This is a genomic window from Sphaerospermopsis torques-reginae ITEP-024 (genome assembly GCF_019598945.1).
Lineage (GTDB): Bacteria > Cyanobacteriota > Cyanobacteriia > Cyanobacteriales > Nostocaceae > Sphaerospermopsis.
The window spans coordinates 2531634-2549937 of the sequence record NZ_CP080598.1; the positions used below are offsets into that span (position 1 = coordinate 2531634).

9 protein-coding genes and 1 pseudogene are annotated in these 18304 nt (G+C 37.5%); 8 read left to right on the plus strand and 2 right to left on the minus strand.

Annotated elements, in window-relative coordinates:
- Positions 1-19 precede the first annotated feature (19 nt).
- Both K2F26_RS11860 and K2F26_RS11865 read right to left on the minus strand, forming a co-directional pair.
- Complete coding sequence (locus K2F26_RS11860; protein WP_220611639.1) at positions 20-2896, minus strand: substrate-binding domain-containing protein; 2877 nt, start codon at positions 2894-2896, stop codon at positions 20-22.
- 451 nt (positions 2897-3347) lie between these two features.
- Positions 3348-5279, minus strand: a complete 1932-nt coding sequence (locus K2F26_RS11865; RefSeq protein WP_220611640.1) for a sensor histidine kinase — start codon at positions 5277-5279, stop codon at positions 3348-3350.
- Between the two features lie 383 nt (positions 5280-5662).
- On the opposite strand from K2F26_RS11865, the pseudogene K2F26_RS11870 reads away from it, so the two are divergent.
- The 8 genes and pseudogenes from K2F26_RS11870 to K2F26_RS11915 all read left to right on the plus strand — a co-directional run.
- Positions 5663-5981: pseudogene (locus tag K2F26_RS11870) on the plus strand (RibD family protein); the annotation flags it as partial.
- Positions 5982-6194: 213 nt separating this feature from the next.
- Positions 6195-7376 (plus strand): GNAT family N-acetyltransferase, encoded by a 1182-nt coding sequence (locus K2F26_RS11875; RefSeq protein WP_220611641.1) that lies wholly within the window; start codon positions 6195-6197, stop codon positions 7374-7376.
- A 76-nt stretch (positions 7377-7452) separates the two neighbouring features.
- Positions 7453-7836, plus strand: a complete 384-nt coding sequence (locus K2F26_RS11880; protein WP_220611642.1) for a DUF4346 domain-containing protein — start codon at positions 7453-7455, stop codon at positions 7834-7836.
- A 123-nt stretch (positions 7837-7959) separates the two neighbouring features.
- Positions 7960-8730 carry a COP23 domain-containing protein gene (locus K2F26_RS11885; protein WP_220611643.1) on the plus strand — a complete coding sequence of 257 codons (771 nt, stop codon included), beginning with the start codon at positions 7960-7962 and terminating at the stop codon, positions 8728-8730.
- A 1122-nt stretch (positions 8731-9852) separates the two neighbouring features.
- Positions 9853-11715: a calcium-binding protein gene (locus K2F26_RS25180; protein ID WP_302850055.1), complete on the plus strand. Its 1863-nt coding sequence runs from the start codon at positions 9853-9855 to the stop codon at positions 11713-11715.
- Between the two features lie 720 nt (positions 11716-12435).
- Positions 12436-13152: a peptidylprolyl isomerase gene (locus K2F26_RS11905; protein WP_220611644.1), complete on the plus strand. Its 717-nt coding sequence runs from the start codon at positions 12436-12438 to the stop codon at positions 13150-13152.
- 230 nt (positions 13153-13382) lie between these two features.
- On the plus strand, positions 13383-16388 hold the full coding sequence (locus tag K2F26_RS11910; RefSeq protein WP_220611645.1) for a peptidase domain-containing ABC transporter: 3006 nt from the start codon (positions 13383-13385) through the stop codon (positions 16386-16388).
- Between the two features lie 160 nt (positions 16389-16548).
- Positions 16549-18132: a beta-barrel domain-containing protein gene (locus tag K2F26_RS11915; RefSeq protein WP_220611646.1), complete on the plus strand. Its 1584-nt coding sequence runs from the start codon at positions 16549-16551 to the stop codon at positions 18130-18132.
- The last annotated feature ends 172 nt before the right edge of the window (positions 18133-18304 follow it).

Here is an 18304-nt window from a genome sequence, read left to right on the forward strand (position 1 = left end):
CCACTCCGCTATCCTGCGTTTAGGATGACTCTGAACTTTCTTGGAAAAATTTCTTGAGGATAGTAATACTGTGTTCTCCATCATCAGTAGTAGCTGTCATCAGATAATTAAATAATCTATCTGAAAATGGAACACGCAAATGGAAAGTACCATCAGAGTGGAGTTGAATTTTATGACCATCAATAGTCACAGTTGCACCTGGTTCTGTTGAACCATGAATAACTAATTCTGTATCTGCTACAAACCAAAAGTCTGTACCAGGACGACTGAAAATACGAATTTTACTAGAACGAGCTAGGCACAACCAATCATTATTATTGGTAACATAACCAATTTCAGTCATATAGTCACGATTGCTTGTGGGAATGGCTACATAACAATCACAAATTACTTCCTCACATTCATACTGCTGGACCAGTTGAGGAAATTGATAACTGAGATCAATATCCGTCGCATCATAAAGTCGCACTGCCAAAATAGTACCGCCTATTTTTCGTGCTGCTTCTTTTTGAGTTTCCGAAACATACCAAGAAACATAAGCCCACTGGGGAGTGCGAGGTGTGAAGACAATGCTACTTTCTCCACTTATATCTGACAAACTAACAATTTCTGTGGTGTAAGTTTGCGCTTTTGAATCTGATGAGGAATCTTCTACAATATTCTCATCACTAGCTATGTTTGCTGTATCTGCATCTATCTCCAAGGCTGGATGATTAATAGTTTCTTCTGCCAAATCAGCCTTGATTTCAGCCTGATTTGCTAAGGTATTAAATGCTTCCTCTAACTCATTTGATAAATCAGATAGTGATTTTTTGATTTCATCTGTTATTGGAACTAAATCTGAACCTTCTGCTTCTGGTTTTAAGTCTAATAATTCTGATAGAGAAGTTAGAGAAGTTATAGATTCTGGATCAGAATTTGTTGTCGAAACAGGCGACAATTCCAATAGGGAAGTGTTAGAATCAGCATCCTCTGAATTTGCGGTAACACCCAGTGCTTCTGATAGGGAAATATTGGATTCTTGAGCAGACAATTCTGTGATATCATCTAATAATTCTGATAGGGAAATGGTGGAATTTTCCACAGGTGAATTTGCGGTAATACCAAGTGCTTCTGACAGAGAAATGCTGGCTTCTTTTGCAGATGATTCTGTGATATCATCTAATAATTCTGATAGGGAAATGGTGGAATTTTCCACAGGTGAACTTGCGGTAACACCCAGTGCTGCTGATAGGGGAATATTGGATTCTTGAGCAGATGATTCGGCTGGTTCTTCTAGTAATTCCAATAGAGAACTGGTTAACTCATCTGTTGGTAATTGTAAATTATTAAATGCCGTTTCTGGAAGATTTGTAACTGCGGGATAGGGAGTATTCACAACAGCTACTGGTGCTTCTGTATCCCATACCACTTCGCCACAATCTAAAGCAAATTTTTTATCTGTAACAGGTTTTGTTACCTTTGTTGTTGTGTTTGTGGATTTTGCCGTTACTATGTTTAAACTACCAGTTAAGGTTTCTGATTCAGTGACAGTGGAATTGTTTTCTGGCTGGGAGATGATTGAGTTTGTGTTTTGATGAGATTGTGATGTACCGTTAGTGAGTGTGGTGTGATTAACCGGGGTAGTAGTGCTGTATTCGTCAGGTATTGTGAGTATGGTTTCGGTAGTTGATGCACTACCATTTGATGTTTCTAATGAAGATATTTGTTTCTTTGCTGATTGTTGTTTTCTCTTTAACCACCAGGCAAAAAAGCCTCCTAAACCAACAATTGGTAATAAAGAAAAAACAATCAAAAATCCTGCATTTCTATTTGCCAAAGGATTGACAAACTGCTGATTCCCGGAATTATTTGTAGTAGGTAAAGATTCTGTTTGGAAAGAATTGACTACATTAGGATTTTCAGAGGATACAGTAGTATCTACAGTATCTACAGATTGAGCCGCTGGTGTGGAATTGGTTGCAGTTTCTAAAGTAAAACTTTGTAATGCACTGGCAGCGATCGCAGATGCTTCTGCATCTCTAGCTGTTGCGATCGCTTTCTTTCCTACAGATGCGGTAGTAAAACCCAAAAAACTAGCTACTGCCGGGCTAGGATTTTGCTTGTAAACATAAACCAAAGGCTGGGAAAAGGGATATTGAGATTCATCCGCTGTAAATCCCTGGATTTTGAGAGTTCGCACATTTGGTAATTTTGATACCTGATTAGCTCTCGCATAACTAATACCATCAGTGCCTAATTCTTTGACAATAAGGGCAGTTTTATCTTCAGCTATTTGTGTAGCGTTAGCACCAGTCCCAAATTCAGCAGATTTAAAGACGGGATAATTGCGAAAAGAATTACGAATATCGCCATTTAGGGGGCGATCAATAAACCGAATTTTACCAGGTGCGCCTCCTAGTTCTGACCAATCAGTAATTTCACCCCGAAAAATCTTGGCAAATTCTTCAATAGTCAAACCACCCTGGAAAGGATTGTTTGCACCAACAATAATAGCAATTTTTTCTCTGTGTAAGCGAATTTGTTCTAAACCTTGGGATTTTTCTTCTGGGGTTAGCCCACGAGCGATCGCTGCTATATCAATTTCACCATCTAGCAACGCTTTGAGTGCCGCATCAGTACCATTAACTCTAATTTCTACCTCTGTACCAGAAAACTGTTTCTCAAAGCTATCTTTTAGACTTTGGTTGATCATTACCAAACTCATTGAGCCATCAATCCGCACTTTAGTGCCATTTTCTACTGTTTGCGGTAATGGGAAAGTAGAAACATCAGTTGTTGATTCTGCTAGTACAGGCACTGATACCAAGACATTTGCTGCCAGTGGGGTGGTAGCTAAGGCCAGTGATAAGGCCAGATTAAGGATTATACTATCGTTTTTCTCTTGTTTCCACATACACACTTTATCAAGGTAAAATAAATAATCAAGCAGTCCAGTTATCAAAAAACGGTTTTTGAGGAGACGGGCTAATTATACATCCTTATTATCTTTATCCCCAGTAACTTCAGTTACCTAAAAAATTCTATTAAACTAAATACTACTGTGTGACTATTGTTGATTTTGGGAAATATTGCCCATCACAGCTTAAACCCAAAATAACTCAGGCTTTCATGGAAAGGGGTTTAGCACTGCTAAACCCCTACTATAGCCGTATACAGAGTAGTTAGGACATTTATTGTTAGCGCAGCAGGGTTTTACTCCAGCCTCTTGCCTTCGTTAACTTGCTGATATAGCGTTTCCCAGTCTAATGAAGTACACACCAATTTATTCCCTGTTCCCTGTTCCCTAAAACACAAAAACTTTGTACCTCACTAGCATGGGAATAGCTATATATGCTTTTCTAAATTTATTTTGTTTGTAGAAATTTGTCCATTTTCGCAGTTTCTTTTTTCTCCTCTGTTTTCTCTGAGGCAGATAATAAAGAGGTGTCAATCAAAGGTAAGATAATTTTCACAGTTGTACCTTGGTGTAAACCCAAACTCTCAAGGGTAATTTTTCCCCCCATGAGTTCGATTAAGTTACGGGAAATTGCTAATCCTAGTCCAGTACCTTCAAACTTGCGTGTAGTTGTTCCATCCACCATGACAAAGGGATGAAATAATTTATGTTGTTGGTCTGGATCAATACCTATACCTGTATCTTGCACCGCAACAATAACATGAGATTTACCACTTTGCTGCTGAATCTTGGTACTGATGATAATGCTACCTTTATCGGTGAATTTTGTCGCATTACCAATAATATTAATTAGCACTTGTTTGAGTTTAACCTCATCTGCCTTAACTGGAATGATTTCATTACCTATATCACATTTTAATTGCAGTCCCTTTTGTTGGATATTCACTGATTGTAAATTAATTACTTCTAATAATAATTGACGCAATTCTAAAGGAGTAATTACTACCGATAGTTTGCCTGCTTCAATTTTAGAAATATCGAGTAAATCATTAATAATACCTAATAAATGAATAGCTGTATCATCGGCTCGCTTGAGAAATTCTAATTCTTCTTCTCGATCATCACATAAACCATCTCTCACTAAACGCACACAGTTAATAATAATATTCAATGGATTCCGCAATTCATGGGAAGTTGTGGCTAAAAACTGACTTTTAACAACATTAGCTGATTTGGCTTCTTTCCAAGCTATTTCTAATTCTTCCGCCCATGCTTTGAGTCGTTCTACCATTTGATCTAATGCTTGAGCAAGTTGATTAAATTCCTTAATTTTAAAGTTACGGGGTATGGGTTGTACGGCATGGTGACTATGAATATTTAAAGCGTAATCTCTGAGTTCTTCCACAGGACCTGCTAAATAGGGTGCTAAATAGAAAGATGCTAACAAACTCGCACCTATTAAACCAACTGTTAAGACAATAAGAATAAGTTTGATTTCATCTAAACCTAGCAGTGCATCTTGAACACTAACGACAGCTAAAATAATCCATTTTTGTTGTTGCTGTTGTGTAATAGGATTAGGAATTGCTGTATACCCTGCAACTGATTCATTACCGTCGCTAAAATTAAAATTTAGGGAATCATTATTTCCCTTAATGGCATTTTTAATTACAGTTTGTAGTTGTTGAGAGTCTGAGTATTTTTTAATATTAGTTCCTATTGTTTCCGGTGATGGATGTGCCAAAATATTCCCATCTTCAGTGATAACTACCAAAGAACCGATTAAAGAACCTTGCTGATTTTCAATTTGTCGGTGCAATGTAGTTTTGATAATTAAGGCGTAAGCTAAATTTCCTCGTTGGTTATAAACTGGGGCTGATAAAAGCAATTGTAATTGATTTTCTGGCTCACGTTTGCCAGTTGTTCCTGGTTTCGGTGGGGAAATTAATGTAATTTGGATTTCATCATTTGTAAATGACAATGGCTGTTCAATAATGGTCTGATCACCACAGCTACTAGCAATAATCTGATTTTTGCGAGTGTTTTTTTGCAGATGTTTGAGTTGAATACAATCAATCTTATTCGGTAATTGCTGGGCTAATTTGGTGATGAATTTTTCAGCTTGAGTAGCTGAACCTGACTGAATTACTTTTGTCTGACTAGCACTGAGTAAATTTGTCTTTAATGTGGCGATCGCATCAGTTATTTTTTCACCTTTATTAATAGCACTGTCTGTTAAGTTTTGCCGTGCAGTGTTCAAAAGGCTGGAACGTGCCTTATTGAGTGCTGCCATTTCCCCAATTAATAAAACTGGGACAAATACCAGCAATATCCTGGTTACTAAAATTCGTCTAAAGGAAGATTGACGGTACTTAGCCATCGCTTGTCTCACTCCGTATCTGCAAACCACAAGAATAAAAATATGTCATTAGATGGGATAAATGAGACATTTTTGAACGAATATAGGAGGCATGGAACAGAAGGCAGAAGGCAGAAGACAGAAGGCTATTTTTGTCATGGGAATTTATACCCCGCTGCAACAACTTTTCGCATGAAAAGGCGAGGGGTTAAACCCAATTGTTTCAATAATGTGATAAAAATCTGATTATAACTTGTTAAAAATATCAAATTGTAATTTTGGAAAAACAAACTAGATATACCAAATTTTGGAAATGGTATATGTAGTAAAGATGGGTGTGGCATATTGTTATCAAGGTAAAATTGATCAAACATGGTGCAACATCCTCCTCAGTAGTTTTGTCCATGAGTGCAGATGGCAAGCAAGATAGCTGAGTTTGTGCGCTCGTCTGCTCGGTTTAGCTCAAGGGTTGATCAGGCACACCTGGAAAAACAAATTGCCATCTCTGATGCCGTTTTATTTGGTGCGGGTACTCTTTGTGCCTACGGTACAACACTTACTGTCTCGCATCCAACACTGCTGCAACAGAGAAAAACAGAAAATAAATCTCTCCAGCCGATTCATATAGTGCTTTCAAGTTCTGGAAACCTGAATCCGGATATTAAATTCTTTCCACAACCAGTTCAACCCTGGTTACTGACAACTACAGCAGGGGCGAATTTTTAGCAAGGATCATAAGGATGATTAAGTAAGTTATACAAAATAAATTTTATAGTTAGGAGAGGGAACTGGTGACTGGTGACTGGTGATACAATTTTGGATTTTGGATTTTGGATTTTGGATTGTATTTCATGAATCCAATCTAAAATCTAAAATCTAAAATCTAAAATTCTCCTGCCTTCTGCTGTAATCAAAATAGATATTCACAACCACACGATGGTAAAACCACTCAAATCTAACTATTCTGTAGTTTGGACTCATAAAATTGCCGAAGTTCCTCAAACAGCCTGGGATGCTTTGGCTATGCCACTAAAAACTCCGTTTTTAGAATGGGATTGGTTGAATAATATGGAAACCTCCCATAGTGCTACAGCTAACGCTGGTTGGTTGCCAAATCACCTGACTTTATGGCGAGATAGAACATTAATTGCTGCTGCTCCACTTTATCTTAAAGGGCATAGTCAGGGGGAATTTGTTTTTGATCATCAATGGGCTGATTTAGCTTATCGTATTGGTGTAGAATATTACCCCAAAATGTTGGGAATGTCGCCATTTACCCCGGCTGAAGGCTATCGCTTTTTAATTGCTCCTGGTGAAGATGAAGCAGAAATTACGGCAATGATGGTACATGAAATTGATGCTTTTTGCATCCAAAATAATATTTCTGGCTGTCATTTTCTGTATGTTGATCCCCAATGGCGGCCTGTGTTGGAAAAACAAGGTTTCACGGCTTGGTTACACCATAGCTATATTTGGGAAAATGCTGATTTTCACGGTTTTGATGATTATTTAAAAGTATTCAATGCTAATCAAAGGCGGAATATTAAAAGAGAACGTAAGGCAGTAGAAAAGGCTGGTTTACGACTGCAAGCTGTCACTGGTGAAGAAATTCCTAAGTCGCTGTTTCCGTTAATGTATGAATTTTATGCAGATACCTGTGATAAGTTTGGTTGGTGGGGTAGTAAGTATCTGACCAAGCGATTTTTTGAAAGTTTATATCATAATTATCGTCATCGGGTGGTATTTTTCGCTGCTTATAATGATGCAGACCAGCGTCAACCTGTGGGGATGTCTTTTTGTCTATTTAAGGATGATAAACTATATGGACGCTATTGGGGAAGTTTTCAAGAAATAGATTGCTTACATTTTGATGCTTGTTATTATGCACCGATTGAGTGGGCGATCGCTCACGGTATCCAAACTTTTGATCCCGGTGCGGGGGGAAGACATAAGAAACGGCGCGGTTTTCCAGCTAAACCTAATCACAGTCTACACCGATTTTACAATAATCGTTTAGGACAAATCCTGCGTCCTTACATTCTAGAAGTGAATCAAATGGAAGAGGAGGAAATGAAGGCGATTAATGCAGAGTTACCTTTTAGTCAAAATAATCGTTAAAAAATCAGGTTAAAGAATTACACTGGAAATGTAATGTAAAAAAACTCTGGCAATAATTTCTTTTTTTAGCATGACTATGGATTTAATACTTGATGATTTAACCGCCATTGATGATAAACTTTCCCAACGTCATATTGATCTTGATCCCAATGGCTATTTCATTATTTACATTGACCGCAATGAACGGTTAATTTATGCCAAACATTTTACAAATATAATTGATGAACGTGGTTTGGCTGTAGATCCAGAAACTGGTAAGGTGATTCCGGCACGGGGTAAGGTGGAAAGAACTCACACAACCGTATTTAGCGGCCGCACTGCTAAAGAATTATGTGTGAAGATTTTTGAAGAAACTCAACCCTGTCCTGTGACTTTTTTAGACCATGCTGCTTATTTGGGAAGGGAATTTGTTCGCGCTGAAATTGCTTTAGTGACAGGTCAGGAATACGTGCAAGATTAAGAATAGTTATTAGTTATCAGTGATCAGGATAACTGATCACTGATCAAAAAATTAAGCCATCATTATGAACTAAAAATCAAATTCTTCGTCAAGGAAAATATCAGTATTTGTAGAGGTAAAGTTATGTCATCACAACCGCTGCGGTATTTATTTTTAAGTGGTTTGAGTTTATCCTTATTTATCTGTAACTCCGTGGCCTTTGCTCAAACTGATAGTGTTGTTGTTCCCACAGTACCATCAGGTTCATCCACAACAATACCATCAGGTTCATCCACCAATATACCCACTTCTACCCCCGTTAATACTAGCACCAGATTTAGCTGTCAATATTACAATGGTAGATATACAGTCATGTATCAACCCCAAAGCCAACCCGGTCAATTTTTTGCTTGGGCAGCACCTCAAGCATTAGGAGGTGGTTGGAGTCCGCAAAATCGTTGTCAGGCGATCGCCCAACGCTTAGAATTATACCGCCCAGATGGACTACAAGAACTGCAAATAGCCAGAGAAAATAACGAAAATATTATTTGTGTCACCACCGAAGCTAAACCCGGTTGTCGCATTGTTCTGACAGTACCAAGAGATAAAGACCCCTACGCTATCCGCAGTAGTATCTTCAGCAACTTAACTACCGCAGACAACGGACAGCAAACTGTAGCCGTTAACACCTACACTAATCGTCATCCAGGAAGAGTCAACGAACTGTACAATTTAGGACGTAGACTTTTAGGAGATAAAAATACTGTTAATTCTTCAAACAATGGCATTAATTTAAAACCTTTTTTAGCTCCTGAAGATGGTGGTACAGCTACACAATTACGAAATGGAGTATCAATTGGTAGTCCATCTCAACCACAAAAACAGACCATCTTAAATCCTCGTTTATTCCGTTGATCAACATCACTATAGCATTTACCAAGCTAGTGAGGTACAGAGTTTTTTATCTTAGGTAATTGGGAATTGGGAATTGGGAAAAGTAAATAAATTAGGGTGTACCTCATGAGACTGGGAAACGCTATATACATCTGTTGGTAATTCAATGTGCATGATTTGAAACCCGTTCTAGGGACAATTCATGAATTGTCCCTAAATTCATTTTCTCCAGAGGTTTATTGAGTGACACTTAAATATGCAAAAATCATAAAATTTTGCATATTTAGACACAGAGAAACTTAAATTACTATACTCTAAAAGTTTGCACTTTTTGAGCATAAAAATGGCGATTACGATCTTAAATGTTACTGCATTTTTTTTGAGAGCGTGTATACAATAACGTTTAATAAAATGGATTTTAGCTTCCGACCTTTGTAAAATAAATGTGAATATAATTTAGTTATATAAACAAAATATCTCAATTTATTATATATAGTCGTAGGCAGGATGATCACATCAATTTATAATAAAAGTCTTAGTAAAATAGAGTTTTATTCCTCAATTCTGCTATGGTAATCCTACCCCATTTTTGAGAAAATATGTAGTAAAAATCCTTGTTTTATAAGGATTTGAGGCTTTATTAACTCTCAATGATCATATAGGATTGCTATATATAACAATAATATTTGATTTTGCAGAATAAATCAGTATACCTTGATTCTTTATTTTATTTTCCCTATTTGCTGTTAATAGTTCCTGAAAATCTATAATTTTGCAGCTTACCACTATGGTAATTGCTATATAAATTGAGAATTTGCAACTAATATAACAGTTTAAAAGTATTTTTAATCAACATCAATAAATCCTTGTTTACATTAGTGGCATCTATTATTTGGACTAGCTTAAAATTCAAAAAAACTATATAAAAAATGGATAAGAAAAATATGAAATTCTTGTAAAAGTTTCATTTTAGTTGTTGTCCATAAAAAGTTTTTAGATTAAATGAAGGAACTAGAAACAGGAAAGCAATATTTGTCAAAAGCTCACAGTCAAAAGATTTAACCACAATGACAATGGGCTGGACAAATACTGCAATTTGAATTTGTTTCAATTTCAGTTTACCATTTTATTAAGGTATAGACAATGTCAAATACACTCTTTGGGGATGATGCCAATAATGTCCTATATGGTGGTGCTGGTAACGATACTATCTACGGACAAGGAGGCAATGATACTCTGTACGGACAAGAAGGTAATGACACTCTCATAGGTGGTACAGGTGCTGATAGTCTCATCGGTGGAAATGGTAACGATACCTATGTTGTTGATAACTCAGGGGATCAAGTCATTGAAAATGCTAATGAAGGCACAGATACAGTCGTATCATTTATCAGTTATACCCTCGGAAATAATTTAGAAAACCTTGCTTTAATAGGTAACGAAAATATCAACGCTACAGGTAACGAACTGAATAATGGATTCTTGGGTAATGATGCTAATAATGTCCTAGATGGTGGACTTGGTAACGATAGTCTGTACGGACAGGGAGGTAATGACACTCTCATAGGTGGTGAGGGTAATGACTACCTGGATGGTGGTACAGGTGTTGATAGTCTCATCGGTGGAAATGGTAACGATACTTATGTTGTTGATGGCTTAGGGGACGTAGTCATTGAAAATGCTAATGAAGGCATAGATGCAGTCATATCATCTATCAGTTATACCCTGGGAGATAATTTAGAAACCCTCATTTTAACAGGTCAGAACAATCTCAACGGAACAGGTAACAACCTAAATAATACACTCTTTGGGAATGATGTTAATAATGTCTTAGATGGTGGACTTGGTGACGATACTATCTATGGACAAGCAGGTAATGACACTCTCATAGGTGGTGAGGGTAATGACACTCTCATAGGTGGTACAGGTGCTGATAGTCTGATCGGTGGAGTTGGTAACGATATCTATGTTGTTGATGAATTAGGGGACGTAGTCATTGAAAATGCTAATGAAGGCATAGATACAGTCGTATCATTTATCAGTTATCACCTGGGAGATCATTTAGAACGTCTGTCTTTGATAGGTGAGAACAATATCAACGGTGCAGCTAACGACCTGAATAATGCCATGTTGGGTAATGATGGTAATAATTTCCTAGATGGTGGCAGTGGTAACGATAATCTGTCTGGACAGGGAGGTAATGACACTCTCATAGGTGGTGAGGGTAATGACACTCTCACAGGTGGCGTTGGTATGGACGCTTTCCGTTTCACTAGTTTAGATGGAGGAATTGATACAATTACCGATTTTGAATCTGGAACAGATCAAATTCAAATAGATAGCAATGGTTTTACTGGTTTAGCAATTGGTCAATTAAGCGCAGAAGCTTTTACTTTTGGCGCAGGTGTGACTTCAGCTACTAGCAGCACCCATAGATTTATTTTCAACACTACCAATGGTGATTTATTCTTTGATGCCGATGGTGATGGTGCTGGAGCTAGTGTGAAGATCGCAACTCTGAGTAATTCTGCTAGTTTGAGTCACTCTGATATCTTTGTGAATATCAACGTTACAGGTAACGACCTGAATAATGTGCTGTTGGGTAATGATGATAATAATGTCTTAGATGGTGGCATTGGTAATGATACTCTCTATGGACAAGGAGGTAATGACACTCTCGTAGGTGGCGTTGGTATGGACGCTTTCCGTTTCACTAGTTTAGATGGAGGAATTGATACAATTACGGATTTTGAATCTGGAACAGATAAAATCCAAATAGATAGCAGTGGTTTTACTGGTTTAGCAATCGGTCAATTAAGCGCAGAAGCTTTTACTTTTGGCGTAGGTGTGACTTCAGCTACTAGCAGCACCCATAGATTTATTTTCAATACTACCAATGGTGATTTATTCTTTGATGCCGATGGTGATGGTGCTGGAGCTAGTGTGAAGATCGCAACTCTGAGTAATTCTGCTAGTTTGAGTCACACTGATATCTTTGTGATTTAGTAAAATATTTAGTTATATCATGTCCGGTTCAATACTTATAGGACTTACGCAAGATGTGACTTAAAACTTTATTCTTGTGTAGGGGTAATTCATGAATTACCCCTACTTTCGTTCCCTTTTACGTAAGTCCTGACTTAATATCTGTTGAGGTTGGTAATTGGTTATTGGTAGTTGGAAAAACAATTAAAACAATTATTAACTAATCAGTTATTTTCTAAGTAATTACCCGGACTTGATACTTATCAGGGTATATTTTGACGATGAAGGTGAAAAGTTCTGTTTTTGGTTTTTGGATTATTTATTGGATTATTTATAGGTTTAATTAGGGTTGGCTGAGACAAATCTACTCAGCCAGCCCTAATTACTACATCTGTTCCTGAAACTGGGATTGACAATTTGTTTTTTCCATAATCAGGTAAAATTTATAAGTTTTTTGACTTAAATGCCAGTTTGAGGTTGCAATTTCCAAAAATTGTGATAGCTTGGTACGATATCCTTAAATACTAATACCTCTATCAGTGAGCTATACAAAAGTGTATTAGTTTACTGTGGGGATATTTATTGGCTATATGTGCTATGAACCTATAGAAAAAGGACTAAAGTAAAAAAAACAGTGATAAAAAGAACATTGTTTTCAACCAGAGATCAACGGAATATAATCTAGTTTTAATGTAGTTGTAAGAACAATTGAGACAGGTGGTAAATTTACTGGCAAGTGATATGAATCCAGTTCTGCAATTTGGCGATCGCATACTAACAGCCCCAGAAGTTCTACAACTACTGGGGAAACACCAATTAGTACCACCATTACTGAAAGAGGTAGTCATTGATCAAGCGATCGCAGAAATTGAATGTACACCACAGGAAGAAAAACAAGCCTGTGAACAGTTAGCGCAACAATATCAAGGAAAACAAGAACAGGGAATCAGTACCGAATATTTGAATAGTATAGCTATTCGCCAACTGAAACTGGAAAAGTTTAAAGAAGCAACTTGGGGACAAGATTTAGACTCCTACTTTTACCAGCGCAAACCCCAGTTGGATCGAGTCATATATTCCCTGATCACTACTTCTGATATTGGAATAGCCCAAGAAATCTACTTCCGCATCCAAGAAGGAGAACAATCTTTTGCTCAAGCAGCAAGAGAATATGCCCAAGGTCCAGAAGCCCAAACAGATGGTTTAGTCGGTCCTGTGGAATTACAATCTCTTCATCCGATGTTGGCGAGAGTCTTGTCTGTAAGCCAACCACAGCAACTTTCACCACCCAATCAAATAGGAGAATGGATAGTAATTGTCAGGCTAGAAAAACTACTACCGGCTCAGTTGGATCGGCAAATTCGTCAAAGATTGCTGAATGAGCGTTTTCAGACTTGGCTGCAAGGGCAAGTAGCTCCACAAAACTGGCAAATTAAACTATCAGAAGATATGCAATGACAACAGGTAATAGGTGAAAGATGAAAACGTCCTTGATTCTATCATTTGCATGATAAAGATACCTAATCATATAAGTCAGGGATGAGTAAAAAGCCAACTTACACATTTGGGAATGCTCCTAGCACAAACAATATCCAAGGTGTAAAAATTCTAGAAAGAGTTTGTGGAGATTTTTCTAATCCATGAATCCCGGATAAATAACAAACAGCAGATTATTAAATCGAATAAATATGACTTATAATAACGAATCCTTTGATCAATTTCTCCAGAGTATTGCGGGATTTGATCAACTATCAGCCCAGGAAAGACGCAATTTACTATCACAACAACAAGCTCTACGCTATCGCATAGGACAAAAAATCATTGGTAAAGAAAAACTACCAGATAGAATAGCAATTCTGTACGAGGGAAAAGTGAGACTGTTGGGATATCACCCCCAAACCCAATTACCAATTACCCTGAAAATCCTAGAACCAGGAGCAATAATTGGGGAAATTAGTTTGATGCGGCAGATTGCTTGTGAAACAGCGATCGCATCCACAGAAGTGATTTGTTTAACGTTGAGTACAGCAGATTATTTCAGTCTACTACGCCAAAATCAGGGCTTTGCTAATGATCGTCAAAACTGTAGTGACATCTCAGAAGTATTTGATATTCTCAGCCCACTGTTAGCACCACAAGCTAATGCCAATTTAAATCTCAAAGACATCAGTCAAGAAATTTTATCAGAGGCAAAAATTCATTACCTACCACCAGGAAAATCCTCTTTTACACAACTAGAAAGTGATAAAATTTGGTTTGTTAGTGGCGGTAAAGTAGCTAATTGTCCCCCTAATTCTCCGTTAGAATCTAGTCGTCATACTAGAGGAATGATCGAAGTAACAGGGAGCAGTCCAGCACGTTTATTAGGTATTAATCCCGCAGATTTATCATTCCTCAATCCAGAACCAGTAGAGGCAGAACTAACATATAATCAACAACAAAGCATAGATGAAATAGAAATTCCCTACGCCACAGTAGAAGAAGTTATTCCTTCCCAACGCCAAACACCAGCAGAGAAAAAACACCACCAACAATACCCATTTTTTCGTGGACAGGGGGAAATAAATTCTACCTTGGCTTGTTTGCAAATGCTGGCCAAGTATTTACAAGTTCCCTTGCGTAAAGAAGTAGTACGTCGGATTTTAAATGACAACATTAAACGTCATGGTAATATATCCCTTCAACTTTGTGCTTATGTGGGAGAATTAATTGGACTGAGATCCCAATTAGTAGATATTCCCGCCACTGCAATTACACGCATTCCTACACCAGCACTAATTCAATATCAAGATAGCTATGCTGTCATCTATGCAGTAGATGAAAATACAGTAGTTTTAGCTGTGCCATCAAAAGGAATAATTAATTGCAAACCAAGCAAACTACTGGAAGAAATAGCAAATGATGAAACCAAATTGCAACCACAAATGCGGGTATTACTTATCGGTGCTACCCAAGAAACACCCCAACAACGCTTTGGGTTAAGTTGGTTTTTACCTTATCTATCACGTCACCGTCGGGTATTAATAGAAGTCTTTATCGCTTCCTTTTTTGTCCAACTGGCTGCTTTAGCTAATCCTTTGGTGATTCAATTAATCATTGATAAAGTCATCGTTCAAAATAGTATTAATACCCTGAATATTTTAGGGGTGTTATTATTAGCAGTGGGTGTATTTGAAGCAGTGTTAACTACATTGCGGACATATTTATTTGTGGATACAACCAACCGCATTGATATGAGTTTGGGGTCACAAATTATTGACCACTTACTCAGATTACCTTTACGTTATTTTGAACGTAGACCTGTGGGTGAACTAGCAACTCGCATCAATGAATTAGAAAATATCCGTCAGTTTCTCACAGGGACAGCTTTAACAGTAGTATTAGATGCAGTATTCTCGGTGGTTTATATCATCGTGATGCTGTTTTATAGTTGGCAATTAACTTTAGTGGGTTTAGGAACAATTCCCCTATTTGTGGTGATTACATTAATTGCTGCTCCCACGGTGAGCCGACAATTACGTACCAAAGCAGAACGTAATGCAGCAACTCAATCTTATTTAGTGGAGGTAATGTCAGGTATTCAAACAGTAAAGGCGCAAAATATAGAATTGCGATCGCGTTTTTCCTGGCAAGAACGTTATGCTCGGTTTGTATCCGCAGGTTTTAAAACAGTCATCACCTCCACTTTAGCTAATTCTACCAGTCAGTTTCTCAACAAAATCAGCAGCTTATTAGTTTTGTGGGTAGGAGCTTATTTAGTATTAAAAGGAGAATTAACATTAGGGGAATTAATCGCCTTTAGAATTATCTCCAGTTATGTGACTAGTCCTATTTTGCGGTTAGCACAACTTTGGCAAAACTTCCAAGAAACGGGTTTATCTTTAGAGCGATTAAGTGATATTGTGGATACACCCCAAGAAGCAGAAACGGACAAAGATAATATTCCCTTACCTGGGATCATGGGTGCTGTCAAATATGAAAATGTTTCCTTCCGCTTTGCTCCCAGTGGACCACTACAACTCAACAATGTGAGTCTTGATTTTCCTTCTGGTACATTTGTCGGTATTGTCGGACAAAGTGGTTCAGGTAAAAGCACAATGATGAAATTACTGCTGAGACTTTATAACGTCGAGTCTGGCAGAATTTTGATTGATGGTTACGACATCAGCAAAGTAGAACTTTATTCAGTAAGGCGACAAATTGGGGTTGTGCCTCAAGATCCGCTTTTGTTTGATGGTACTGTGGAAGAAAATATTGCATTGACTAATCCTGAAGCCACCACAGAAGAAATTATCGAAGCGGCCAGGATAGCAGTTGCCCATGAATTTATCATGAATTTACCCAATGGGTATAACACCAGAGTAGGGGAAAAAGGTTCTAATCTTTCAGGAGGACAAAGACAGAGGATAGCGATCGCTCGTTCCATTTTACAAAAACCGAAATTATTAGTTTTGGACGAAGCTACCAGCGCCTTAGATTATCCCACAGAAAGACAAATATGTCTGAATTTAGCTAGAGCTTTTCAAGGTAAAACAGTCTTCTTTATTACTCACCGTCTCAATACTGTTAGTAATGCAGATACCATCGTTGTTATGGATGGCGGTAGAGTGATAGAACAAGGTAATCATCAAGAATTAATGACTGCTAAAGGTCATTATTTCTACCTATATCAACAACAAGAAGTTAATTTGTAATCAGTTATCAGTTGTCAGTTATCAGTGGCAATAGGGGAAGAAAATTTTAGATTTTAGATTTTAGATTGGAGTTAAGAAAAACAATCCAAAATCCAAAATCCAAAATCCAAAATTAATAACTCCTGACTCTAAAATCTAAAATCCAAAATCCAAAATTGTTATGACTCAACATAATGGCAATCATATCAACGGTAACGGTAACGGTAACGGCAACGGCAAAAAACAAAGTAGTGTACAGTTGCTGACACCTGCCAAGAAAGCTAGAACAGACTCTTTGACTCGTGTAGCTTATCAAGATAGTTTTGATCAATCTATAATTTTACGTCAATCACCAGTTTGGTCACGTACAATCATGATCACTCTGATGGTTGTAGCTTGTTTTGGAGTGGGTTGGGCTTATTATGCCAAAATTGAACAAGTAGTTCCCGCGACCGGTCAATTAAAACCAGAGGGAACAGTAAAAGAAGTACAAGCTCCTATTAGTGGTGTTGTCAAATCTGTTTATGTAAAAGATGGACAAGAAGTAAAAGCAGGAGACTTGCTCTTAACATTTGAATCTGTGGCCACCTTAGCTGAGTTAAATTCCTTAAACAAGATTCGCGCTGCTTTAATCAAAGAAAACAATATTTATCGTCGCTTGATGAGTGTAAGTAACGGTATCACATCAGAATTGAATTTTTTAAGCAGTAACTTGCCACCAGAAACAGCTTTTCTCCTTAAAAGTCGAGCCTCATTAGTCGCTGACAATGATTTATTGCGTTCTCAATTAAGAAATTCTACACCAGGAATAAGTGGTGGAATTGATGAACAACAACGCCTCCTAGCTGCCAGAAAAGAATTAGAATCTCGGTCTAATGCAGCACAATTAGAAGTTGAAAAAATCAGAAAGCAACTATCGCAAACCAAAGTCAAACTCAAAGATACTCAAAATGGTTTAGCAATTCAACAACAAATTTTAGATAAAGTCAAAACCCTGGCAGAAGAAGGCGGAATTTCTCAATTACAATATCTGAATCAGCAACAACAAGTACAGACTCTCAGGGCAGAAATAGAGCAATTAAGGGAAGAAGAAAAACGCCTAGAGTTTGATATTCAAAGAGGACAGGAGGAAGTAACAAATACTGTAGCGGTTACAGATAAAAATGTCTTAGATCAGATAGCTGATAACAAAAAGCGGATTGCGGAAATTGACAGCCAATTTATGAGGATAGTTCTGGAAAATGAGCAGAGATTAGCAGATGTTAATAGTAGAATTTCCCAGACACAATTAAATGTCAAATATCAAGAACTTCGCGCTCCTGTAAGTGGGATAGTATTTGATCTGCAAGCGAAAAATCCTGGTTTTGTCGCTAATCCGACGCAGAAATTATTACAGATTGTACCTAATGATAAATATGTAGCAGAGGTATTTATCACCAATCAAGATATTGGTTTTGTGCGGGAAGGAATGAATGTAGATGTGAGAGTTGATTCTTTTCCGTTTAGTGAGTTTGGCGATATTAAAGGTAAAGTCATTAATATCGGATCGGATGCTTTACCTCCTGATCAGACTTATCAATACTATAGATTTCCAGCGAGAGTTAGTTTAGATAGTCAGACGATAAATTCTCAAGGTAGAAACATTCCTTTACAGTCTGGGATGTCTATTACTGCTAATATTAAGGTGCGTGAGGAACGCAGTGTGTTGAGTTTATTTACCGAGATGTTTACTAAGCAGGTTGAGAGTTTGAAAGAAGTTAGATAAATGGTGATGGGTGATGGGTGATGGGTGACTCCCATGCTACCCCTACCACCCATGCTTCCCCTGCTTCCTGTCTGTTAATAAAGAACTTGTAATCGAATTATGAAAATATGATTTAAATATCCTCAAAAAACGCCTCAGAAACTCCATATTAAAAAATCTAAAATAAAATATT